A 22730-nucleotide genomic window follows, 5' to 3' on the forward strand; every position below is an offset into this window, starting at 1 on the left:
ACTTCTTAAGGAGACTCATTGATTATGCTAAAAAACAAAAAGAAGAAGATTTCTATTTACTATATTGCGTAGCAATAGATCGGATGCATCCGCGTAATGCCGGAGTATTTTTATGGGTAACGCTGCTGATTGGAGGAATCATAACCCTTATCATCACAGTTGCTATTTATGGATCGGATTATGACTTAAAACCTTCTTGGTTTTATTTCGCAAACAGCTCCATTGTCATTAGCTTAATCCATTTTTTAATTTTCCGTTTTTTTACAAAGACAGAGAATTTCTATCGCTTTCAAAAAACGCTTGCCGTGATTTTAAGCATCGTAACGATAAAACTCTCATTAGACTTTTATATAGGTTTTATCATTTTTTCTGAAGGAGAGTACCTTTCTAGTACGTTTCGAAGGATTGCCCTCGTATCCTGCATTGGGGGTGTGATTTTTATGATATTGTCTTCGATTCGAGGCATTATAAAAGTAAGACAAGGAGCCTTTCGAAAAGGAGGGACAGGACTTTACAATTTCAAAGAGAATATCACTTCTCCTTTCAATGCTCCATTGATACTCGGCATTTTACTGATAAGTGGATCACTACTGAAAACATTTAATAAAATAAATTATAATTTCACAAAAACATTCAAGCTAGTTATTCTTCTATTGGTAGCTATTCTTCTTCAATATGCGCTTGCCATGGCCATTCCTGAATTTTTTCTCATTATCTATTGCAAATTCCGCTTCAAGTCATTCATCATCACTCCACCAAAACCTCCTTTACAGGAAATGCCGCGCGATGTGATTTTAGCGAAGAAAAAACCGATACATGCGAAAGCAAGTAAAACGGCAAAATCTAAAAAACATAAAGGGTAAAACTATTTGACGAGGTGAAGAAATTGAAAGTAAAAAGAGCTCCACTTGCATTCCAAAATGTTTTAAGTACTACAACGCGATGTCATATTAATGAGTGGTACGTTGTTGCCCGCGAGTTTTGGAATGAGTCCAATTATTTATCAAAATGTTCAACTGGACGAAATCATTTTGCCCACTCGAAAAATAGCAACGTCATTAGCAGAAAAATAGATCTGTTCACTAAAAAGGTAACTGAGTGTAGAATGACTCGGTTACCTTACACTTCAAACCCTCTGATCCAACTTTCCACACCCAAAAACTAGCCAAATACGTCTCCCCCTCTTTACCAAATCTAGTTAATTAGCTACACTAATAAAAAAGGGGGATTCACGAATGAATAACAAACAATGGACACTTATAGTAGCTTTCGTATGGCTTGGGACGATTGCACTTGGTTTCGCAAATGTCATCGGAACGTTGCCACGTCATGCTTTGTTTCTTAGTATTTTCTTTGTTTTTATGGCCGTCGCATTGCTCTCCTCTCTCATCGGTCTCTACATACTTAAACGCAAGAAACCAAAAACAACCTAGCTTCCCCACCAAAGGGAATGCTAGGTTGTTCTCGTTACATTTTCGTTTCTTCACAGCTACGTTTTGCCATCCAGGCACCGCCGAACACGCCTGCGTCGTTGCCGAGTGTGGCAATGGCAAATTCTGCGCCTTCTTTGACGCGTGGAAGGGCAAATTTTTCAAAGTTAGCTTTGACCGGCTTTAAGAGCTGATCACCAGCTTTTGAAACGCCGCCGCCAAGGACAATTTTGCCTGGGTTAATCGCATTGGATAAGTTGGCAATCATCAGGCCGAGATGATAGCCTACTTCGGCAAGAATGGAAAGAGCGAGTTCATCGTTTTGTTCACAAGCCTCAAATACATCTTTACTCGTAATGCCACCTTCTTTAGCCGCTGCGGCGTGAAGAATGGAATCTGGGTGTGCGTCTAAGCCTTCGTTTGCTAAACGGCTAATGCCGGTTGCTGAGGCGATGGTTTCAATACAGCCTGTTTTTCCACAGTTACACGGTGCGCCGCCTTCTGCAATCGCTGTAATATGACCAATTTCTCCGGCCATACCATTCGTTCCGTGTAGTATTTTTCCGTTTGCCACAATGCCGCCACCAACACCGGTACCTAACGTGACACACAGCAAGTCTTTCGCTCCATCACCTGCGCCGCGCCACATTTCACCGACAGCAGCAAGGTTCGCATCGTTATCAACAATCACCGGTAGACCTGTTTCCATTTCAAGTCGTTCTTTTAGTGGAAAGTTCACCCATCCGATATTAACCGCTTTATAAATAAAGCCACGTGAAAGATCAATAAAGCCTGGCGCGCCCATGCCAATACCATTTAGCTTTTCTTTTGACACTTGTAGGGCGTCTAACATTTCATCAATGCTTTTTCCGATATCCTTCGTAATGTTTTTTCCTTGGTCGGACGTGTCGGTCGGAATTTCCCACTTCTTAATGAGTTCACCATACTCACTAATAAACGCCATTTTAATTGTGGTGCCACCTAAATCAACACCTGCATACCATTTTTCATTCATCGCTCTTCACCTTCTCTAATTCAATCGTACATTCGCTCGCAGGATGAGCACTGCTTTTTGATAATCAGCAATGGTAATTAACCTCATATCATACAAGCCTCGTAACTCTTCTTGCATCAATTCTAGATCACCTTTCGGATGACCCGTATAGACAAAAATGCCATAACGCTTTAATAGTTGTTGAACATCGTACACTGTTTTCATCCGTCAGTCACCGCCTTTCTTACACGAGCGGAGATTGCACGTAACGCAATAACAGTTCAGCCGTGTGACGCAGTGAATCCACATGGGTGCGTTCAAATGCATGGGAGGCATCAATCCCTGCGCCAATTAAACCGTGCTTGACGTCATAGCCGGCACGTAAAGCCGCCGAGGCGTCTGAGCCGTAGAACGGATAGATATCCACTTTATATTCAATTTGATGCTTCTTTGCTAGTGTAACTAAATGTTTGCGTAATTCAAAGTGATACGGTCCGCTCGAGTCTTTTGCGCAAATGGAAACGGTATATTCATCTGTCGCTTGACCATCACCAATCGCTCCCATATCGACCGCAATGTATTCAACCGTTTCACTTGGGATGTTGGAATTACCGCCATAGCCGATTTCTTCATTATTAGAAATTAACAGATGAAGCGTATACGGCAGTTGTATTTGTTGCTCTTTGATCACGGAAACGAGATGCATAAGGATGCCTACACTCGCTTTATCATCTAAATGACGCGATTTAATAAAGCCGCTGTTCGTTACTTCGACGCGTGGTTCAAATGATATAAAGTCACCGGGAGCGATGCCTAGTTTTTCAGTATCTTCTCTTGATTTAACTGGTTCATCAATACGCACTTCAATATGTACTTCATCACGCGCTACGTCGCCTGCATTTTTGTACACGTGCACCGAGGTTTCGTGGACAAGAATCGTACCGGTATACACCTGGCCATCCATCGTATGAATGCGGCAATATTCTCCTTCAACTGCATTCCAACGAAAGCCGCCAATCATCGATAAAGACAGGCGACCAGACGGTTTAATGTCTTTTACCATGGCTCCTAGCGTATCAACATGGGCCGTTAATAAGCGATGCTTAGAATCATCAGCACCTTGGATCGTTGCTAATAAGCCACCTTTTTTACTTATTTCAAATGGTATCTCTTGTTCTTCAAAAAAACGAGCCACATAGTCAATGGCTTCCTTCGTATACCCTGATGGACTTGGAATGCGCACAAGTTCTTCAATATAACGCACAATTTCATTTACTTGAATCATTTACATTCGCTCCTTTTTCGTTCTTCTATTACGTACAAGCTATCATACACTATACTATGTAAGGTCATTTTTTAGGGAGGGATTTATCTGTGAAAAGAAAAGATTGGTCACTCCTCTTGATTGCCGCGTTTCTTTTCACTATCTTTTTGATTACCCATCAAGAAAAGAAACACATTCAAGAAAGCATCACGTACTTTCCGATTGATCACAGCGCAGGCTTTACAACGAGCGCGACAACACTTGCGTTACAGGATCAAATCTTTCTGTGGAGTACTTCCTCGACATCACAGCGCCCTTTATACTTGCGCCAAGATCTTTCATTTCTGTTTCATAACGGTGTACTCGCTAGTAAAGAAAGTAGTTGGGATCAGGAAACGACGACGATTAAGCAGCAACGCTCCTATACGAAGCCGACACCTGGGCTATATGAGAGCATCACCGATCACTACGGCGAAGTACATTCGTCTTCTTCACGGTTTGCCAGTGTGCAACAGATGAGTCAAGCTTCTCTCTATATTCAAAATAAAGCAGGCACACTCGCTGCCTTCACAACAGCAAACGACCGCCAAGAGCAGCAATTCAAAGAACAATCAGACGAAAAAAAGGCACGTTTCTTAAGTGAAACGTGGGCTTCGCTCTATCGAATTTTTCACATCCGAAGCGCTGATTATGACCGGCTGCCGCTTACAGCGTTAGCTTCCTATAATCACCAGGCTTTGTTTGGCTATAGCAAAAAAGAAAGTGCAGCGATCATCGGAAAGCTATGGGAAGGCTTGTACAAAAATTATTATCTAGGCGTACGTTCAGCAAACGGAACGCTCGTATCACCGCTTGGCAGTTCGGAGCCATTACTTCTATTTAGCAAAGATCGTACGCACATTCTCATCATTTTTCAGCTTTACAATCACGAGCCTATTTCGCTGCTTCAATATACGCGCTAAGCTTTGTCAACAGTGCCTCTGGTGTCGTTAAGCAGGCTGCATCACTTTCTTCGCTACTTGGTGCATACCAAATCGTCTGCCAGCCAGCTTGACGGGCTGGCACAATGTCAAGATGCCAGGAGTTCCCGATATAAAGCGGGGCTTTGTCGTTGTGAATGGTTTGAACCGTTGAAAAAAGCTGTGGGTTCGGCTTTTGCAACGTTCCTTCTTCACATATGTGAATGCGATCAGCACACAGCCACTGATTTAGTTGCAACGCTACAAGCTTTGCTTGTTGAAATGATCGACTGCCATTTGTAATCATGCCAAGCGGAATCGCCTGTTGTGTTAACTTCTTCAGTATATCAGAAATACCTGGAAAGAAGGTACACAATCGTGGGATCTGTTGCCGTAATGCTGCTTCAAACGAGTGCCATGACACAGCGCTCGCTACGTTCGCTCGTTGCAAGGAACGATGAAAACGGAGCGCGAGATAACGGTCGCGCGATAGTCGTTTTTTTTCATACGCTGGCCAATAGTCGTCACAACACGCCTTAAAATGGGGCAGCCAGTATGTCACGTCGTGCGAAGATAAAAAAGGATGCAAGGCCGCAAAGCTTGTAGACGCAGCGCGCGTAAATGCGTCGTTATAATTCAGCAATGTATCGTCAAGGTCCCAATAGATACTATCGATCATCATAAAAGAAGAGGCGCCACTATGCGCCTCAAAAGAGCTGTTTCATCATGGCATTCCGCACACCCGGTAAGCTCATCATCCGACCGACTGCAAATCGGCGAATCCACGGAACACCTAACACTTCATTTAATAAACGATATCTTGCTTGATAGCCAATGGCAATAATCGCCACAATCACAGCAAGTTTAATCAACCATCGTAACATCGTACCCGCCTCCTTACTGCTACTGTTTGCATAAGAAGGAAAAATTATTCTTACTTTACGTATTTCTCGTAATCCTCTTTCGTATTAATGTTCACAAAAAGCGACGCATCGTCTTCGGTTACAAATTTGACAGCGATTTGTTCAAGAAGCGCGCGGACGCTCCGCTTGCCTTCGTTTAACAATTGCATGAGCTGTGGCAAGATACGACGATGATACAGGGCTGTTAACGGTTGAATGACCCCCGCACTTACCGGGACGATTGCATCTCCATCAGGTTCTTGCTGCGCCATGTGCAGCAAACGATAATATACATCTGCTGTCATAAAGGGCGTATCGCACGTAATCACTGCAAACCACCCCTCAACACCTATCGCATTCATGCCCGAATACAAGCCAGCAAGCGGACCTTGGCCCATCACTTCTTGGCGATCTTGAATCACACTGACGTTCGTGGAAAGCTGTGATGCGATACGGTGATACGCAACTACTACACATTGTTCGGCAACTTCTTGTACGACACTAACCGCAATTTCATAAAAATAACGCTCTTTATACTGTGCGAACGCCTTATGCTCTCCAAAACGACGCGACGAACCACCGGCTAAAATAATTCCCCCTGTTATTGCTGCGTCCATACAACGATCCCTCCTGCCCTTCCTACTATAAAAAAAGCCTGACGCCTACTCAAGGATAGGGTTAGGCTTTCGCTCACTTTTTTCGATTGGTAACGTGTTACTCTACCTTAATTATAACATTGAACTTGCTACTGCATATATAGAAACAACATACCGGCAAGGAGACCACCGAGACAACAGCTTACAAAATTAACAACGTTATTATCAAAAAAGCGCCAGCCTTTATAGCGCTTTGTACGGTGTCCACAATGAATCTCTTCTTCCACCTCAGTCTGACATACGCGACAATGATAGGAAACTTGGAGTGAACCACCGACAATCGTATCGATGAGATTACCGCCAAAGCCTCCGAACACGACACTTAGCAATAACCAACCGTTAGAACTAGGAAAAGAAAAAAAGGCGAGCGCGACCGTTGCTGTAATCAATGCACCTAAAAACGCAGCGGTGGTGCCTAAAAGTGACACCGCACCGGACACACCGGGCGCCACTCGTTGCAGGCGCAAGAGATGAAAAGGCTGTCCTTTTGCTAATACGCCTACTTCTGAAGCCCACGTATCGGCCGTTGCTTCCGCTAAGGAACCAACAAACAAGACGAGCCAAAATGGATGCGGCAGAAGACATTGACCGCTCGCTGCTAGGAGCGCCACTCCTCCGTTTGCTAACACTTGGCCAATCGTACGTCCGTGTTTTTCATGAACCAGTGTAGCTAATTCTCTTTTTCGGCTTTTCCCCCATAATCCTATTACACTTGAGCTAAGAAAAAAGAACAATAACAGAATAAGACCGGCTCCACTAAAAGCTACATAAACGAGAATGCCGATTAACCAGCTACATAGCGCAGCTGCTCCCGTGAGTAACGAAAAACGATACGCACAGTAAACCGCAACAGCTAACAAAAGGGCAATGATCATTGCGCTTCTACCGTATAGATTTGCTCATCTGTCACAAGGCACTGCACGTTCACATCAAACGGTTCAGCAGGAATGTCCTCCATCACTTGAAAAGCATATGCAAGCGCAAGTGTCATGCCGTGATAGTCTGCTAAATAGCGATCATAATAACCGCCACCAAAGCCAATACGCTGGCCTGACGGGCTAAATACGAGGCCAGGCACGATGATAAGATCTATTTCGTTTCTAGAAAGCAGGCGACACGTTGCCTTCGGTTCATATAAATCTAAGTAAACGTTCTCAAGATCATCCCAGCTCGTAATTTCAAAAAATTGCATCGTCCTCTGACTAGGATTCACACATTTTGGAGCACATACGCGCTTGCCTTGTGCCCAGCTAGCTTCAATGAGTGCTTTTGTACTTACTTCAAAAGCGCGTGAGATCGTTATACTTACCGTTTGTGCTTGCTGCCATTCTTTCATCCCTACTACTTTATTAGTGATGCAATCGGCACGCACGAGATGTTCATCTGTCGATACGTTTTGTAACCGCTTCTTCATGTCACTTCGCAACGCCGCTTTATCCATGTTCGTCCCCCAACCTTTCTTTAGGTCATAAAAATTGCCCCTTCTGTGAACAGAAGAGGCAATTTTCTCACATTACTTCGTTTCGCGATGCAATGTATATTTTTTTAGACGTGGGCTATATTTTTTAAGCTCCAAACGCTCTGGGTTATTACGTTTGTTTTTCTTCGTAATATAGTTGCGATCACCAGTTTCAGTGCAAGCAAGAGTGATGTTTACACGCATGTATTTTCCCTCCAAACCTTAACCATTCAAGAATGGTGTACTGCTTTGATTAGTTTGTTTCCAAATTAATTCATACCCTAATATAATACCAGACACTTTTTATTTAGACAAGTGGTTTTATAGGAACAATTCCATTGCTTTTAGAAACCTTTTGATCTGCTCATGCTTGGAAAGTAATACCCATGTAAAAAAGGTTTTGTTTTTTAGTAATATATTACTTTTTTCTACAAATTTCTACAAAAACACATCTTTTTTACTTCTATTTCCGAACATTTTCCTAATTGAAAGGTAAAATTAAGGACAAAATTTAACGATTTGTCGAAAAAACTACTTTTCTTTCCAAGACTATGGTATAAAAATAGTGGAAGAATTTTATACAAGGAGGGTTATTATGGAATTTGCGATCTTTGCACTTCTGGCCGTTGGTCTTATTTTGCTCGTGTTTTCATTCCGTAAAGAACAATCAAGCAATGTTGAAGTTCAAATCGAAAACTTCTCCATTCAATTGATGAAGGAAATGTATGAAGTAAAGAAAAAGCTGAAGGTTCTTGAAGAAGAAATGATGATTGAGAAAACAAATAAATAATTCATTCTCAAAAGGAGTTCACATGACTAATCAAACGTTACGGGGGCTCGCTGCAGGATTCATTCTTTCTGCCGGAGTGATGGCAGCCGTTTATTATACCCAGCCAAAAACTACTGATGACAAAGCGTTGAACGCAAACAATGTAAATGATTATCTTCATGCAAAAGGCATGACGGCAGTAACAAATGATGAGCTTGAAAAGCTAAAAGCAAACCCAGCTCCACAACCTACGGCAACAAAACCTGCCGAAAAAGAAAAAGAAACAAAAAAGATTTATACAGCGAAAGTAAAAGTTTCTAAAGGCATGAGCTCTGGGGAAGTCATTGATTTCTTAAAAGAAAAGAAAATCATCACTGACACAAAAGGCTTTGCTGATTATTTAGAAAAACACAAGCTAGAAGGCGATATAAAATTTGGCTCACATAAAGTAAGCAGCGATATGACGTTTAAAAAGCTCGCTGAAGCCATTACATCGTATTAATGCACAAACGGACAAAGACTACAACTCACCTTCTATGGTGCGTTGCAGTCTTTTTTTAATACTTGTTATTCATTGAGGCCGTAACGTTTTCCTTTGACGAGGAAAAAGATGCTTTCGGCAATATTCGTCGCATGATCGCCTGTTCGCTCTAAATAGCGCGCAACGAGCAGCAGCTGGGTAATTTGACTAAGCGCATTCGGATGTTTCGTCATCACGTGCAATAAGTCTTCAGAAATGCGGCCATATAAGGCATCGACTTCATCATCGGTATCCGCTAATTGCTTAGCTAGGACAACGTCTTCTTCAACATAAGCTGTAACGGCATCATGGAGCATACCGATTGCGAGATCCGCCATCCGTGGCAAGTCTTGCAACGGCTTAATGAACGGCTCTTGAATGCGCAACGTCGCTTTAGCGATATTCACCGCAAAGTCGGCCATACGCTCAATATCTGATGAGATTTTAAGAGCGGCAATAATTTTTCGCAAATCGCTCGCCACAGGCGCTTGTTTTGCTAACAGCAGCAGCGCTTGCTCATTAATTGCATCTTCAAGCTCATTAATGCGACGATCTTCTTCGATGACCGTTAAAGCTAGCTCCCTATTCTGAGCAGTGAGCGCGATCATTGCTTTTTGGAGAGCTTCCTGAGCTAATTCTCCAATTGAAACAAGCTTGTCTTTTAATTCTTCTAACTGACTCGTGAAATTTTCTCTAACGACCATTTCGCTCTCCCCTTTGCTTATCCAAATCGACCCATCACATAATTCTCGGTACGAGTATCATTCGGCGTTGAAAAGATTTTTCCTGTTTCATCATGTTCAATGAGCTCTCCCATAAGGAAAAAGGCGGTTCGATCCGACACGCGTGCTGCTTGCTGCATGTTGTGCGTTACCATAACAATGGTATAGTCCTTCTTTAGTTGCATCGCTAATTCTTCAATCTTACTCGTAGAAATCGGATCGAGCGCTGAAGTAGGCTCATCCATAAGCAACACTTCTGGTCGTGTCGCAATGGTACGCGCGATACATAAGCGTTGTTGTTGTCCTCCTGACAGGCCAAGTGCCGAGGTGTGCAGACGATCTTTCACCTCATCCCACAAAAAGGCATCGCGAAGCGCTCTTTCGACGGTTTCTTCGAGCTCTTTTTTCTTAGACATTCCGTGAATGCGCGGACCGTAGGCGACATTTTCGAAAATTGATTTTCCAAACGGATTGCCTTTTTGAAAGACCATCCCTACTTGCTTACGAAGCGAAACAAGGTCCACCCCTTGATCCAGTAGATTGCGTTCTTGATAAAGAAGCTCTCCCGACATGCGTACTCTTTTCACATGTTGAATCATCAAATTGAGCGTTTTTATAAACGTTGATTTCCCACAACCAGACGGTCCAATAATCGCTGTCACTTCATTTTTGTAGATGGGTAATTCAATGTCCTTTAAGGCATGTTGACTGCCGTACCATACATTTAAATTTCGTACCGAGAAAATTTGCGCTTGTGCTGTTGCCACACTCATTGACTTCCCCTCCTTATCCGAATCGGCCTGTAATATAATCTTCGGTTTCTTTTTTTAATGGATTCGTAAATAGCTGATTGGTCTCACTATATTCGACCAAAATACCATCTAGGAAAAAGGCCGTTTGATCAGATATACGTGATGCTTGATGCATGTTATGTGTCACAATAAGAATGGTAAATTCTTCTTTTAGCTCTATCATTAAATCTTCTATTTTACTATTTGAAATCGGATCAAGCGCAGAACACGGTTCATCGAGTAGTAAGATGTTCGGCTTAAGCGCTAGCGCGCGCGCGATACATAAACGTTGCTGTTGACCTCCTGATAACGACAAGGCTGACTGATGAAGACGATCTTTTACCTCTTCCCAAAGCGCCGCTTTTCGTAAACATTCTTCAACCGTGTACATGAGTTCGTCTTTACCGGTTATGCCATGAAACTTAAGTGCATGAATCATGTTTTGATAAATAGATTTTGCAAATAAATTCGGTTTTTGAAACACCATGCCAATTTCTTTGCGCAGAGCTGCTGTGTTAATCTCTTGACCTAATAAATTCACATCATCGTATTGAATGACACCCGTACTCCGTGCACCCGCGATTGTATCATTCATGCGATTAATGCTGCGCAAAAACGTTGATTTTCCACAACCAGATGGTCCAATTAAAGCCGTGATCGCGCGCTCAGGAATTGAAAAGGAAACATTTTTAACCGCTTGATGCGTTCCATAATAAATGTTCACATCTTCAAAGGTTAGAGCTTGTTTACGTGCTAAAAGTGAGGAACCTTCGCGCACTTCTTTCTCTTTTGGTAACGTAGCTTGCTTCACTTTTTCCATTGTCATACTCAACATCATCACGTCCTTTTTTAAGCTTGTGCGGTTATTTTCTTATGAAGTAGTGATCCAATCCAACGTGCAAGCAAGTTAAACACAAGCACTGCTAGAATGAGAACCGCTGCTGATCCATCTGCTACTGCTCGCACATCAGGAATTAAACCTTGGGTATTCACAGACCAAATATGAACCGCTAATGTTTCTGCTGGTCGGAAAATGTTAAGTGGTGAAACAGAATCAAATGGATTCCAGTTACCAAAATCAAGCGTTGGTGTTGTAATCCCTGCCGTAAATAGTAAGGAAGCAGCTTCTCCAAACACACGGCCAGAAGCCAAGATGGCACCTGTTAAAATACCAGGAAAAGCAGCTGGTAGCAGCACCGTTTTAATGCTATGCCAATGGGTCAGGCCGAGTGCTAAGCTTGCCTCTTTTTGCTCCCGAGGGACAGAGCGCAGCGCATCCTCACAGACGCGAACCATGACCGGTAAGTTAAATACCGTTAGCGCGAGCGCCCCACCAATCATCGTATAACCCCAACCTGTTAAGTTAACAAAGACTAACAATCCAAACATACCTATGACGATAGAAGGCAAGGATGCCAGCACTTCAATACACGTACGAATTGTACTCGTAAGCTTGTTATCACGTGCATACTCAGCCATGTAAATTCCTCCACCTAAGCCGAGCGGAATCGTAAATAGCATTGTTAGCACTAAAATGTAGAAAGAGTTAAACAATTGACTGCCAATGCCACCTCCCGCCTTAAATGAGCTAGACGGTGACGTAAGAAAATCTAACGTTAATTTAGGGAATCCTTGATACAACATATAGCCAATTAAACCGAAGAGCAAGGCGGTAATCCCTGCTGCAATGCTATAAAAAACAAGTGTTGCTAGTTGGTCTCTTTGTCGACTATTCATGAAAACTTCCTCCTTGATGACAGATAGCGAATAAATAAGATGAAGAAGAAAGACATTGCTAATAAAATGAGCGCAAGCGACCATAACACATTGTTTTCCGTACTGCCAAATGTCGTGTGTCCCATATTTAACGTAATAATTGTCGTTAAAGTAGCTGCAGGATCGGTAAGTGCTTCCGGCAACGTTCGTACATTCCCAATGACCATTTGCACGGCAAGGGCCTCTCCAAAAGCGCGCGCCATTCCTAATACGATCGCTGTTAAGAGCGTAGGCATCGCTGCAGGTAAAACAACGCGCCAAATCGTTTGCCATCTTGTCGCACCAAGCGCAAATGAACCTTCACGCAATCCTCCTGGTAAGCTATTTAAACCATCAGCCGCAATACTTGCAACGGTCGGTAAAATCATAACAGCTAACACGAGCGTTCCCGCTAACACACTAAATCCTTGACCGCCAACGACCGAACGAAGAAACGGAACAAGCACTGATAAACCAATAAAGCCATAAACGACGGATGGTACCCCAACGAGTAACTCAATGACAGGTTGCAGTACTTTTTTCCCCCAAGATGGCGCAATTTCTGTCATGAAAATCGCACACCCAATCCCGAGCGGAGCCGCCAAACAAGCGGCTAAAATCGTGACAAGAAATGAGCCGAAAATAAAAGACAACGCACCATACGTTGGACTTTTGTGATCGGTTGGATTCCAGTTCGTACTACTTAGAAAATCAACAATACTCACACCATTTTCCAAAAATGCATCTAATCCTTTAACGGTTAAGAAAATCGTAATACTAAGTGCCGCACTAATAATAAGAAAGGCGCATACCATGACCGTCATCTTTCCGCGTCTTTCTAAATGAAGCGCGGTTTTATTTGTACTTTTTAAAAGACGACTACTCGCTCGTACCGTGTTACCATCCATTTTTCATACCCCTTTCATGACAGTAAGGGTTATGATTCGAGTGAACCATCCCCTTACCCATCATGCGTCTTTATTTCTTTGTGATTTTCCCCTTTGCATCACGTTCAACTTTCATTTTGCTTACAGCGATGTAACCTTGACTAGGGATGAGCTCTCCTTGAATAGCATCGCTCATCATATAGTCTAAAAATTCTTTTTCTAAGCCTTTTGGCTCACCTTTTGTATAAGAATGCTCGTACGCCCAGATTGGGAACTTCCCATCGATGACATTTTCCGCTTTTGGGGCAACACCGTTAATGCTTAATGGCGTAATCCCACTATTTTCTTTAAAGTAAGAGAAGGCTAAGTACCCGATTGCGCCTGGTGTTTCTTTAATAAGCTTTTGAACCGTGTTCGATGAATCTTCTGTTGCAGCACCTTCTACTGGTTTATTGCCATCTAATGCGTACTTTACGAATGTAGCACGTGTTCCTGATGAATCCGGACGATTAATGAGTGCAACCTTTTGATCTTTTCCACCGATTTCTTTCCAGTTCTTCACTTTTCCAGTAAACACTTTAATGAGGTTTTCTTTCGAAATATCTTTAAGGCCTACTTCTGGGTTAACAGCTGCTGACATACCAACAACCGCAATTTTATGATCAACAAGCTGATCAGCGGCAATGCCTTCTTTTTCTTCAGCAAACACATCAGAGTTCCCGATTTTCACGGCTCCTTGCGATACTTGGCTTAAGCCTGTACCACTTCCGCCCGCTTGTACTTGAATGTCTGCTTTCGGATTTTGCTTTTTAAATTCTTCTGCTGAGGCAGCAACAAGAGGTTGCATGGCGCTTGATCCCGAAATAACCATTGACTCAGAAGAAGAACTACTTTTATCACCCGCTGAAGCGGCTTTATTATCTCCATTTTTATTTCCACATGCTGTACTAACCACTAGCATGAGCGCAAGTACCGCTAAAAGATAGACTGATTTCATTTTTTTCATCATTAGGTCCCCCTAGAATTTTTTTCTAACGAAATAAAACACATCTTTCTTTTGATTCGGTCCTTTCTCTACCCCCCGGGTTTGAATATCTTTCTTACAGTTTTAATCATAATGAACGTTTATTAATGCCGTTTGAATCGTATGTAAAGAGATTGTAAATTAGTCAACGTACTTTACGGCGTGCAACGTGCACAAAAAACCCCCGCTGCTTGATCGCTACGGGGGTTTGCTTCTTATTTATTATTGATCTAATTCACCTTTTTGTTTCATTTTAAAGTACGTATCAAGCACGTCAGAGGCAATTTCGCTATTCGTTTGTCCTTCACGAATCTTCGGAACGACGACAGAAATCGCTACTTCTGGATTGTTATACGGCGCATAACTAACGAGTGTCTTATTATCTAAACCAGATTTCTTATCCACTTCAGCTGTGCCGGTTTTTCCTGCAGGGTTATACGTTTTATTGCGGAAAATCCCTGCTGCCGTTCCTTTACTTCCTATCATTACTTGACGGAAGCCTTGTTGCACAACATCAATATAACGTTGTGGCATTTCTAAGCGATTCAAAACATTCGGTTCAAATTTATAGAGCAGTTTACCGAGTTTACCATCTTTGACAGAAGGCTCGCGTACTTCTTTTAAGAAGTGGGGTTGCATGCGGTACCCATTATTAGCAATCGTCGAGACATATTGCGCCATTTGGAGCGGCGTATACGTATCAAACTGGCCAATCGCAAAGAACATCGCTTGCGCTAACTGATCGCTCATTCCCGTATTATAACCGGTCGCTTCTGAAGGCAAATCTACCCCAGTTGAAACGCCAAGCCCAAATTGGCTATACGAATTACGAAGCGTACGGAACGCTTGCTCTACGTGCTTATCGATATACCGTTTATGAGGATAATCATAACCTGCTAGCTTCATGGCAATGTTCCACATGTATACGTTAGAAGAAGCTTCTAACGCTTGAACAGGTCCAATATTCCCTAAGGAGTGAAAGGATTTCATCTTACGACCATCACCAAACACAAGGGGGGCATCATAAAAATGAGTCGATGGCGTAATGGCGCCTGATTGTAACCCTGTTAAAACCGTTGCTCCTTTGACAGCCGATCCCATCGCGAAGGAATTATACACGGCACCGTACGGAGCATTTTTATAGTTCCCTGTATCTTTATTGTATTGCTTACCGGCCATAGATAAAATAGCACCTGTTTTCGGGTTCATCATAACTACGTAGGCTTCCGTTAGATCGCGATTAGCATACGCCGTTCCCCCAGACTTCACTTGCTTTAAGCGTTTTTCTATAATGTTTTCTACTTGTTTTTGTAGCTTCAAATTCACAGTTAGTGAAATATCATTTCCTCGTGTACCGTCTGTTTCATCTGGATTGCCAACGGGCTTTCCACTTTTATTGGTCACATAGTGCATCGTAGATTTCTTCCCACGCAATAACGATTCATATTGCGCTTCAATAAAGCTCGTACCAATTAAATCTGTACGATCGTTACCGTGTGATTGATAGTAGGAAAGCGCATTTTCTGGAATACTTTTCACTTGTCCGAATAATTCCTTAAAGGTGCCTTTAAATGGATACGTTCGTTGCGCATCAGGCTTTACATCAACACCTGGTAGTTCATTTAAGTGCTCACTCACAACAGCAATTTCTTCTTGCGTAGCACCCATTTTCACCCGTTGTGGAGATAGGGCATATCCGCGCATCATTTCACTCTTAATCGCTAATACTTTGAGCTGCTTTTTCGTTAAAGAGGCGAGATCTTTTTTGGTCACAGAATCGATTAGACGCTGGTTATACGCTTTGTCGCTGAGCTTTTTTCGCTCTGAAGCTGAGACCCGCTTTTCCATTTCTTTTTTGTGTAAGTATATAAAATAGTCTTTTTTATCCCGATCGGTAAGACTTTTTGTACTTTTTGAAATATACAATGAAAGTTTTTTAGCAAGCGCATCAATTTCTTCCGGCGTTGTTTTTTGATTGCGCGTATATGTAATAGAATAAATCGGCTTATTATCCACAGCAATTTGATTCGTATCATCATAAATTTTGCCTCGAGGCGCATCAAGCTTAGCGGTTACATTTTCTGTACTTGAGACAGCGCGATGATATTCTTCTCCATCAACGATTTGAACAAATCCTAAGCGGAAAATCAAAACAGAAAAGAGGAGAAAAACGCCGAGGAAGAGAACATTCATTCGAAGTGGCACATGATTTTTTTTCTTTTTCTTTTTTTTCATTTCGTTCACCCTAACTTTTTTTAAGAGAGCTTTCATTTACTGAAATAATTTTAACAGTAAATTAATTAGAGTGAAAGCAATATGGTGAACTTCCCATCATTTCCTCATTTTTTCCGAAATTTCTTATAGGAAGCTTCTTATCAAGAGTATTTACATCATGTTACACTTTTGTTCCATCTTCCTTATCAGCATTATTTTCCGATGCATGGCGATCAACCGGTTGTCCCGCTCCGTGCAGAAAAGTAATATGACGAACACATAAAAAAATAAAAAAGTGACCTGCTCCTAAAATCGGCAATAGAATGGGAATGCTATCGTCACTCGTAAACAACGTAATTCCACTAATAAACACGAGAATCGACACAATTCTTCCCGCATTTAAAAACCATTCCCGAACCACAACGTATTCTACCCTTCTAGGGCCTGCCTCCTCCGCTCTGCCAATTACGTCATAGGTTAAAGAGGCATAGGGGACGAGCAATAAAGGATACGCTGCTGACACAAGCGCTCCATAGCCTAATAGCAGGGCATACGTAACCGGTAACCAAAAAATAAACGTTGAAACTAAGAGACAGAGACCGCCTACTAACATAGCACGTGTTCTTCGTGATGGCGTAATAAAGCGTGACACGAGAAAATAAGCAATAAAGGAAACGGCGGATTGCAACAGACCAAATGTACCAAGTGCCAGTTCACTTTCAGTGAGCATGAATACCCAAATCACAATTAAAAATACAAACGTCCCTTCACGAATGCCTTGAAAAAAATGCGCATGCAACACTTTTCGCCACTGATGATTGACTTTACGCAAGCGCCACACGACCCCAATGCAATAGCTTCCCTCGGACGTTCGTTTTGATAACAAGAAACTTAAGCCTACCGCTAAAAAAAATAAAAAGAGCGAAAATCCAAAGATAAAAGGATACCCCGCTTTTTGACTAAATACCGAAATAATAAGCCCTGATGCAAATGGACCCATCATACCTGCTAATGAAGAGAGAACTCCTAAATATCCATTAAATGCATCCCGTGTGTTCGGCTCCGTTACTTCAAACGTTAAAACGTTAAAAGCTAACCAGTAAAAACCAAGTCCAGCACCGAGCATCCCACCGAGTAACAGGAGATGGTTATTCACTTCTGCACCGAACAAGACAACGAGTAAATAAAAGAGAGATAAAATAGAAACACCGATTCGCAACACAACGACACGATCGATTTTTTTCGTCAACATGCCCGCCACATAAAATGCAATCGGCTGTACACAAACCATCGCCAAGTTGTAGAGCGCAATATTTAAAAGCTCTCCGGACTGCTTCCAAATGTAAATATTAACAAAGGAGTTCGATAGCGCCGTGCTTAAATAAAATAAGCCTCCGACAATGAGAAGCAAGCTCCACTCTTTGTCTCGTCTGAATACTTTTAGAATCGAAAAATTCATACGCACATTTGCTCCTTTCCCATGTGTAGTTTTCACTACAGATAAGGAGCTATTCATGAAAGTAAAAACTGGGTTAATTTCACACTTGTGCAGACGAATGGAAACTACTTGGTAAAAAAACGAGGGATTTACGACGTATGTATGTTGAATAAGGCACAGCAATCATCGAACAGGTTTATGTAAAGACAAAAAAAACACAGAAGTATACGCATGCGCAACTCCTGTGTTTTTAAAAAAATTATTTAGCGTTGTTATAACGTTTTTCTACTTCATCCCAGTTAACAACGTTCCAGAATGCATTGATGTAATCTGGGCGTTTGTTTTGGTAGTTTAAGTAGTAAGCATGCTCCCAAACATCAAGACCGAGGATTGGTGTTTTCCCTTCCATTACTGGGTTGTCTTGATTCGGTGTGCTAGTGATTTCAAGTTCGCCATTGTTCACAACAAGCCATGCCCAACCAGAACCGAAGCGGCCTTTTGCTGCATTTGCAAATTGCTCTTTAAATGCATCAAAGCTACCGAATTTGTTTTCTAGTGCTGTTGCAACTTCACCTGTTGGTTGTGAAGAACCACCTGGTGTTAGAAGCTCCCAGAACATTGTGTGGTTCGCGTGGCCACCACCGTTGTTACGTACAGCTGTACGAACGTTTTCTGGTAGAGAATCAATGTTAGCAAGCAAGTCATGTAAATCTTTGCTTGCAAGCTCTGCTTGACCTTCAAGCGCTGCATTCAAGTTATCCACATACGTTTTATGGTGACGATCGTGGTGGATGTTCATTGTCATTTCATCGATATGAGGTTCTAACGCATTTGCTGCGTATGGTAGAGCTGGTAGTTCAAACTTTGCCATTGTAGATCTCCTCCTTGGTATGTAAACCGAAATTTTAGATAAGAAACAAGAATGTTTCTAAAGTATCACAATACTTACTGTAACAGGTTTATCAGAAAGTTTCAATGATAACGCCTGATTGAGCTTACCTATAAAATGTACCCGAATTTTCATCGTTTAAACATACAAAAAAACCACTGCTTACGCAACGGTTGACTGTAAAAGAAATGGTGGCTCGAGACGGAATCGAACCGCCGACACGAGGATTTTCAGTCCTCTGCTCTACCGACTGAGCTATCGAGCCACATTTGGTTGCGGGGACAGGATTTGAACCTGCGACCTTTGGGTTATGAGCCCAACGAGCTACCAGACTGCTCCACCCCGCGATGATATTGTATGAAGTTAAAATGGAGGAGGTAGAGGGATTCGAACCCCCGCGGGTTGTTACACCCCTGTCGGTTTTCAAGACCGATCCCTTCAGCCAGACTTGGGTATACCTCCGTATAAAGTTACATGGTGGACCCTGTAGGACTCGAACCTACGACCAATCGGTTATGAGCCGACCGCTCTAACCAACTGAGCTAAGGGTCCGTACAGATAAACTATGTAAGTAAAAAAATGGGGCGACTGATGGGAATTGAACCCACGAATGCCGGAATCACAATCCGGTGCGTTAACCACTTCGCCACAATCGCCAGGATAAATCATTATGTGTATATGGTAGCGGCGGAGGGGATCGAACCCCCGACCTCACGGGTATGAACCGTACGCTCTAGCCAGCTGAGCTACACCGCCATATGGCTCCACAGGTAGGACTCGAACCTACGACCGATCGGTTAACAGCCGATAGCTCTACCACTGAGCTACTGTGGAATGTTGTCATCCTTTTTCACAAGGACAAGATTTACTATATCACGTTTTCATTATGTATGTCAACCTCTTTTTTCAAGGTTGTTTAACGTGCGTCGTTAAGACATGTATAAATATATCATGCCTTTCTTGCTTTGACAACCCCTTTTTTTAAAAAATATAAAAAAGAAAAATACCAATCATAAAAACGTGTAGCAATGCCTTGACTACTGTTCCTCCTAAAAAGCCGAGTACAGAGCCGATTCCTACTTTTATCGCTTGCCCCACGGACTGTTTTCCTGTGATGAGTTGCCCAATAACCGCACCGGCAAATGGACCAATTATGAGCCCAATGCCTGGAATGACAAATGGGCCAATTAAAAGGCCAAGCGTGCTTCCCCACGCCGCAGCCTTTGAACCACCAAACTTTTTTATACCATAGAGGTTACTTGCATAATCAACAAGAAAAAGACTAATCAAGCTAATGCCTTCAATAATAAGAAGCGTTGGCGTAAAAACATGAAAAGAATAAATCCATCCATATAACACAAAGCCTAACACGAGAAAAAGCGCACCTGGTAGAATCGGATAAACAAACGCCACAAAAGATAGTACAAAACAAAGACCAATGGTTACACTATATAAAAGATCCATCCATTCGTTCCTCCTTCGTTACGGGCGTTCCATGACCGCTTCAGCAATGTTAACGGCGTGATCACCGATTCGTTCGAGATTGCTAATAAAATCAACATACACAACACTTTCTTGTCCTGAGCTTACATTGTTATTAATGTTTAAGATATGTTTTTTGCGCAACGTTTTCTCCATTTCATCAATATCATCTTCTATATCTAACACTTCTTGAGCATATGCTTTGTTATTGCTTTCTAATGCTTCAATGGCTTTTTCAAAGCACGATTGCGTCAACACGAGCATTTTTTCAAAATCCGTTACCGTTAATGGCGATAGCTTAATATTGTTCCGGACCATATAGCAGACAAGATCAATCATATTTTTCATATGGTCGCCGATTCGTTCAATATCTTTGCACAAGCTTAATAACATCGTATGCTCCGTCGATTCGTTTTTTGATAGCGAGTGAATCGATAGCTTGACAAGAAATTTTGTAATTTGCCGATCAAAGCGATTGATTTCTGTTTCATATTGCATCGCAGCATCTGCATGCTTATTTTTACGCGTTAAAAAGAATTGCTGTGCTTGATACAACCCTTCCTTAGCGTAGAACGACATTTTTAATAGCTCTTGTCTTGCTTGGTGCAAGGCAAATTCAGGTGAGCTATTAATCACTTTTTCATCCAGCTTGACGGTTTTCGTATCCACAGTCCATTCATCGTCTTTAATGACTTTTTTCACAATAAGCACAAGGAGCGATATAAACGGAAACAATAAGATTACATTACCGACGTTAAAAATGCCATGCGCAAAGGCAATTTGCATCGCTTGCTCTAAATGAAGCACTTTCGTGAGCCAAAGAAGAAACGCCTTGTACGGTGTGAAGAGACAAAGAAACACAATCGTTCCAATTACATTAAACAACACATGAATAAGCGCGGCGCGTTTGGCATTTTGTGAGGCACCAATCGCGGCAATGACAGCTGTAATCGTCGTGCCAATATTGTCACCAAACAATAAAGGCAGCGCTCCATTGATAGAAATTAAGTCCATGGAAAACAGCTGTTGAAGAATCCCAACTGTTGCACTTGATGATTGCAGAATCATCGTAATGACCGTACCGAGAGCAACCCCGGCAAATGGCTGATGATTAATATAATCGCTAATGAGTTTAAAATTCAGGGAAGATTGCAGCGGTTCAAGGCCACTCCCCATTAATTGCAAGCCAAAAAACAGGCCACCTAAGCCAAATAAAATCCGTCCGATAAACACATATTTATAGTTTCTCATAAAAAAGACAAAGAAAGCGCCAATTGCTAGCACCGGTAAGCCGAAGCCAGCCGCATCAAACCCGATAATAAACGCCGTAAAGGTCGTGCCGATATTCGCACCCATAATAATGCCAACAGCTTGGCGTAACGTTAACATTCGGGCATTCACTAGCCCTACCGTTAATACCGTTGTCGCTGAGCTTGATTGAATGAGCATGGTTACAAATAAACCGGCTAAGATGCCAGTAAAGGTATTTGTCGTTAAACTATCCAGAATCGTTCGCAAGCGATCGCCGGCTGAATTTTGTAACCCTTCGCCTAGATACTTTATCCCAAATAGAAAAAGTCCTAGACCACCCATAAATTGAAATAGCATGTCTACAATGCTCAACGTGTCTAACTCTCCTTCACCAACAGTTCTTCTCTTTGTCATTATCACGTTTTACGAAATGTATGTAAAGACACTTTACAGAACCTTTACAATTGTCATTGTGACTTTTGGGAAAATTCGCTACTATAAGAAAAAAGAGACAAGTTTAAGAAAGAGGGACAACATGACTTTATTAACAATTTTCAAGAAAAGCCTTTTACCTTCTACACTTAGCCAACTACGCTTTTCATCTGTAAAGAAGGCAATCGGATATTTATTTGTTCTCATTCTCCTTACATCACTACCATATTCAATTATTTTATCTGCTACCATTCAAGAAGGAGTGCATGCCTTTAAAGAGGGAATTACAACGGGGATTTCTTCCTTCACCATTGAAAAGGGGCAATTTCATTCCGAGCTTACACAACCGCTCATTTCGCAACATAACGGCGTAACTGTTATTTTTGACTCTACTGGCACTTATTCGCCACAAGACGTACTTAAGCAAAAAAATGTGATTGCCTTTTTACAAAAAGACATCATCTTTTCTCTACAAAACACATCACAAATCAGTCCGTACGCCAGTCTTTTCAAGGAAAAGCTCACAAAAAAAGAGGTTGAAGGATGGATCGCTCATTACGAATCACTGCTATGGATTATCTATTCCCTCATTATAATCGGTTCGTATCTTTTTGCGCTTTTATTGAAGTTTATTGGCGTTTCTGTACTGGCCATAATTGGCCTTGTGCTTGCCAGTATTCTCCGTAAAAACATTAACTATCAGCGTTTATGGATTCTTGCCGCCTACACCGTTACGTTGCCAACCATTCTTTTTGCGGTCTTTCAATTAGTTTCGCTCAATCTCCCCTTTTCGTTCTCCTTGTATTGGGGATTTGCCATTGTGTTATTTTATCTTGTCCTAAGAAAGATCCCTTCTGCAAAAAAAGCCTAATAGAAGAAAAACAGACGTCCC

Annotated in this window: 26 protein-coding genes and 7 tRNA genes; 6 read left to right on the forward strand and 27 right to left on the reverse strand. The window is 42.0% G+C overall.

Annotation, left to right across the window (positions count from 1 at the left end; genetic code table 11):
* Together A374_RS20825 and A374_RS10445 are read left to right on the forward strand one after the other, a co-directional pair.
* A partial coding sequence (locus A374_RS20825) for a hypothetical protein (protein WP_007202177.1) occupies nt 1-863 on the forward strand: 863 nt, incomplete at its 5' end.
* 372 nt (nt 864-1235) lie between these two features.
* Nucleotides 1236-1433: a hypothetical protein gene (locus A374_RS10445; protein WP_007202178.1), complete on the forward strand. Its 198-nt coding sequence runs from the start codon at nt 1236-1238 to the stop codon at nt 1431-1433.
* 34 nt (nt 1434-1467) lie between these two features.
* Here A374_RS10445 and A374_RS10450 read toward each other — a convergent pair whose 3' ends face one another.
* Genes A374_RS10450 through A374_RS10460 form a run of 3 tightly spaced genes read right to left on the reverse strand, consistent with a single transcriptional unit; the run spans nt 1468 to nt 3709 of the window.
* On the reverse strand, nt 1468-2445 hold the full coding sequence (locus tag A374_RS10450; protein ID WP_007202179.1) for an ROK family glucokinase: 978 nt from the start codon (nt 2443-2445) through the stop codon (nt 1468-1470).
* A gap of 15 nt (nt 2446-2460) precedes the next feature.
* Nucleotides 2461-2649 (reverse strand): YqgQ family protein, encoded by a 189-nt coding sequence (locus tag A374_RS10455; RefSeq protein ID WP_007202180.1) that lies wholly within the window; start codon nt 2647-2649, stop codon nt 2461-2463.
* A 19-nt stretch (nt 2650-2668) separates the two neighbouring features.
* Nucleotides 2669-3709 (reverse strand): M42 family metallopeptidase, encoded by a 1041-nt coding sequence (locus tag A374_RS10460; RefSeq protein ID WP_007202181.1) that lies wholly within the window; start codon nt 3707-3709, stop codon nt 2669-2671.
* A gap of 89 nt (nt 3710-3798) precedes the next feature.
* Here A374_RS10460 and A374_RS10465 point away from each other — a divergent pair, with 89 nt between their 5' ends.
* A complete protein-coding gene (locus tag A374_RS10465; RefSeq protein WP_007202182.1) occupies nt 3799-4650 on the forward strand; it encodes a hypothetical protein in 852 nt (283 codons plus the stop codon).
* Here the strand turns inward: A374_RS10465 and A374_RS10470 are convergent.
* From A374_RS10470 to rpmG, 6 genes are all read right to left on the reverse strand, one after another.
* A complete protein-coding gene (locus tag A374_RS10470) occupies nt 4622-5329 on the reverse strand; it encodes an HAD family hydrolase (RefSeq protein ID WP_007202183.1) in 708 nt (235 codons plus the stop codon). The two genes, A374_RS10465 and A374_RS10470, sit on opposite strands and share 29 nt — an antisense overlap.
* Nucleotides 5330-5354: 25 nt before the next feature.
* Complete coding sequence (locus A374_RS20915) at nt 5355-5531, reverse strand: hypothetical protein (protein ID WP_169313999.1); 177 nt, start codon at nt 5529-5531, stop codon at nt 5355-5357.
* A 50-nt stretch (nt 5532-5581) separates the two neighbouring features.
* Complete coding sequence (locus tag A374_RS10475; RefSeq protein ID WP_007202184.1) at nt 5582-6166, reverse strand: molybdenum cofactor guanylyltransferase; 585 nt, start codon at nt 6164-6166, stop codon at nt 5582-5584.
* A gap of 128 nt (nt 6167-6294) precedes the next feature.
* A complete protein-coding gene (locus A374_RS10480) occupies nt 6295-7080 on the reverse strand; it encodes a DUF92 domain-containing protein (protein WP_007202185.1) in 786 nt (261 codons plus the stop codon).
* A complete protein-coding gene (locus tag A374_RS10485) occupies nt 7077-7646 on the reverse strand; it encodes a 5-formyltetrahydrofolate cyclo-ligase (protein ID WP_007202186.1) in 570 nt (189 codons plus the stop codon). The genes A374_RS10480 and A374_RS10485 overlap by 4 nt, the downstream gene beginning before the upstream one ends.
* A gap of 72 nt (nt 7647-7718) precedes the next feature.
* On the reverse strand, nt 7719-7868 hold the full coding sequence (gene rpmG / locus A374_RS10490; RefSeq protein WP_007202187.1) for a 50S ribosomal protein L33: 150 nt from the start codon (nt 7866-7868) through the stop codon (nt 7719-7721).
* Between the two features lie 391 nt (nt 7869-8259).
* Here rpmG and A374_RS10495 point away from each other — a divergent pair, with 391 nt between their 5' ends.
* Nucleotides 8260-8454: a hypothetical protein gene (locus A374_RS10495; RefSeq protein WP_007202188.1), complete on the forward strand. Its 195-nt coding sequence runs from the start codon at nt 8260-8262 to the stop codon at nt 8452-8454.
* Nucleotides 8455-8476: 22 nt separating this feature from the next.
* Entirely contained in the window at nt 8477-8935 is a 459-nt protein-coding gene (locus A374_RS10500; RefSeq protein ID WP_007202189.1) for a hypothetical protein, read from the forward strand.
* Between the two features lie 65 nt (nt 8936-9000).
* Here the strand turns inward: A374_RS10500 and phoU are convergent, their stop codons facing one another.
* From phoU to A374_RS10590, 18 genes are all read right to left on the reverse strand, one after another.
* Nucleotides 9001-9657 carry a phosphate signaling complex protein PhoU gene (gene phoU / locus A374_RS10505; protein ID WP_007202190.1) on the reverse strand — a complete coding sequence of 219 codons (657 nt, stop codon included), beginning with the start codon at nt 9655-9657 and terminating at the stop codon, nt 9001-9003.
* 17 nt (nt 9658-9674) lie between these two features.
* The gene (pstB, locus tag A374_RS10510) at nt 9675-10448 is read right to left on the reverse strand and encodes a phosphate ABC transporter ATP-binding protein PstB (RefSeq protein WP_007202191.1); all 774 of its coding nucleotides are present in this window, start codon (nt 10446-10448) and stop codon (nt 9675-9677) included.
* A 13-nt stretch (nt 10449-10461) separates the two neighbouring features.
* Nucleotides 10462-11304, reverse strand: a complete 843-nt coding sequence (pstB, locus tag A374_RS10515; RefSeq protein WP_050979740.1) for a phosphate ABC transporter ATP-binding protein PstB — start codon at nt 11302-11304, stop codon at nt 10462-10464.
* An 11-nt stretch (nt 11305-11315) separates the two neighbouring features.
* Nucleotides 11316-12203, reverse strand: coding sequence for a phosphate ABC transporter permease PstA (gene pstA / locus A374_RS10520; RefSeq protein ID WP_007202193.1), 888 nt, complete (start codon nt 12201-12203; stop codon nt 11316-11318).
* Nucleotides 12200-13129: a phosphate ABC transporter permease subunit PstC gene (gene pstC, locus A374_RS10525; RefSeq protein WP_007202194.1), complete on the reverse strand. Its 930-nt coding sequence runs from the start codon at nt 13127-13129 to the stop codon at nt 12200-12202. The genes pstA and pstC overlap by 4 nt, the downstream gene beginning before the upstream one ends.
* A 70-nt stretch (nt 13130-13199) precedes the next feature.
* Nucleotides 13200-14114: a phosphate ABC transporter substrate-binding protein gene (locus tag A374_RS10530; protein ID WP_007202195.1), complete on the reverse strand. Its 915-nt coding sequence runs from the start codon at nt 14112-14114 to the stop codon at nt 13200-13202.
* Nucleotides 14115-14354: 240 nt separating this feature from the next.
* A complete protein-coding gene (locus A374_RS10535; protein WP_007202196.1) occupies nt 14355-16367 on the reverse strand; it encodes a peptidoglycan D,D-transpeptidase FtsI family protein in 2013 nt (670 codons plus the stop codon).
* A gap of 160 nt (nt 16368-16527) precedes the next feature.
* A complete protein-coding gene (locus tag A374_RS10540; protein ID WP_007202197.1) occupies nt 16528-17805 on the reverse strand; it encodes an MFS transporter in 1278 nt (425 codons plus the stop codon).
* 238 nt (nt 17806-18043) lie between these two features.
* Nucleotides 18044-18655: a superoxide dismutase gene (locus A374_RS10545; protein ID WP_007202198.1), complete on the reverse strand. Its 612-nt coding sequence runs from the start codon at nt 18653-18655 to the stop codon at nt 18044-18046.
* A 207-nt stretch (nt 18656-18862) separates the two neighbouring features.
* Nucleotides 18863-18938: transfer RNA gene (locus A374_RS10550), tRNA-Phe, on the reverse strand.
* A 5-nt stretch (nt 18939-18943) separates the two neighbouring features.
* Nucleotides 18944-19020, reverse strand: a tRNA-Met gene (locus A374_RS10555).
* Between the two features lie 22 nt (nt 19021-19042).
* Nucleotides 19043-19135: transfer RNA gene (locus tag A374_RS10560), tRNA-Ser, on the reverse strand.
* Between the two features lie 13 nt (nt 19136-19148).
* Nucleotides 19149-19225: transfer RNA gene (locus A374_RS10565), tRNA-Ile, on the reverse strand.
* A 28-nt stretch (nt 19226-19253) separates the two neighbouring features.
* Nucleotides 19254-19329: transfer RNA gene (locus A374_RS10570), tRNA-His, on the reverse strand.
* Nucleotides 19330-19352: 23 nt separating this feature from the next.
* Nucleotides 19353-19429, reverse strand: a tRNA-Met gene (locus A374_RS10575).
* Between the two features lie 3 nt (nt 19430-19432).
* A tRNA-Asn gene (locus tag A374_RS10580) sits at nt 19433-19507 on the reverse strand.
* A gap of 147 nt (nt 19508-19654) precedes the next feature.
* Entirely contained in the window at nt 19655-20137 is a 483-nt protein-coding gene (locus A374_RS10585; RefSeq protein WP_007202199.1) for a DUF456 domain-containing protein, read from the reverse strand.
* 18 nt (nt 20138-20155) lie between these two features.
* Nucleotides 20156-21763 (reverse strand): Na/Pi cotransporter family protein, encoded by a 1608-nt coding sequence (locus A374_RS10590; RefSeq protein WP_040340544.1) that lies wholly within the window; start codon nt 21761-21763, stop codon nt 20156-20158.
* A 178-nt stretch (nt 21764-21941) separates the two neighbouring features.
* Between A374_RS10590 and A374_RS10595 the strand changes: the two genes are divergently transcribed.
* Nucleotides 21942-22709, forward strand: a complete 768-nt coding sequence (locus A374_RS10595) for a DUF1189 domain-containing protein (RefSeq protein WP_007202201.1) — start codon at nt 21942-21944, stop codon at nt 22707-22709.
* The last annotated feature ends 21 nt before the right edge of the window (nt 22710-22730 follow it).

Source organism: Fictibacillus macauensis ZFHKF-1 (genome assembly GCF_000269865.1).
GTDB classification, from domain to species: domain Bacteria; phylum Bacillota; class Bacilli; order Bacillales; family Fictibacillaceae; genus Fictibacillus_C; species Fictibacillus_C macauensis.